This is a genomic window from Streptosporangium minutum, from assembly GCF_002149035.1.
Lineage (GTDB): Bacteria > Actinomycetota > Actinomycetes > Streptosporangiales > Streptosporangiaceae > Streptosporangium > Streptosporangium minutum.
Genome location: NZ_NGFP01000547.1, coordinates 1 through 613, shown reverse-complemented (window position 1 = coordinate 613; position 613 = coordinate 1). Strand labels below are relative to the sequence as shown.

1 protein-coding gene is annotated in these 613 nt (G+C 68.6%); it reads right to left on the bottom strand.

What is annotated here, in order from left to right; genetic code table 11:
- Positions 1–613: ATP-binding protein (locus CA984_RS44305; RefSeq protein ID WP_479725551.1), on the bottom strand; the 613-nt coding region annotated here is incomplete at both ends.

Here is a 613-nt window from a genome sequence, read left to right as displayed (position 1 = left end):
GTCGTAGGGGGCGATGGGGGTGGTGAACTCGGTTTCGATCCAGCGGGTGTGGATGGTGAACGGTTCGGCGGTGAAGGCCTCTTCGTCGACGATGGCGCGGTGGAAGGCCAGCACGGTGGGCATGCCGTCGATGGTGAACTCGGCCAGGGCGCGGCGGGCGCGGGCCAGGGCCTGGTCGCGGGTGGCGCCGGTGATGATGAGTTTGGCGATGAGGGAGTCGAAGGCGCCSGGGACGGTCATGCCGGTTTCGTAGCCGGTGTCCAGGCGGACGCCGGGTCCGGTGGGGGTGCGCATCGCGGTGATGGTGCCGGGGGCGGGCAGGAAGTTGCGGCCGGCGTCTTCGGCGTTGATGCGAAATTCGATGGCGTGGCCGCGGTGGGGTGGGTCGTCGTAGCCCAGGGGGTGGCCGGCGGCGATGCGGAGCATCTCGGTGACCAGGTCGATGCCGGTGATCTCTTCGGTGACGGGGTGTTCGACCTGCAGGCGGGTGTTGACTTCGAGGAAGGAGACGGTGCCGTCGTGGCCGATGAGGAATTCGCAGGTGCCGGCGCCGATGTAGCCGGCTTCGCGCAAGATGGCCTTGGAGCTGGTGTGCAGCAGGTCGCGTTGGGTG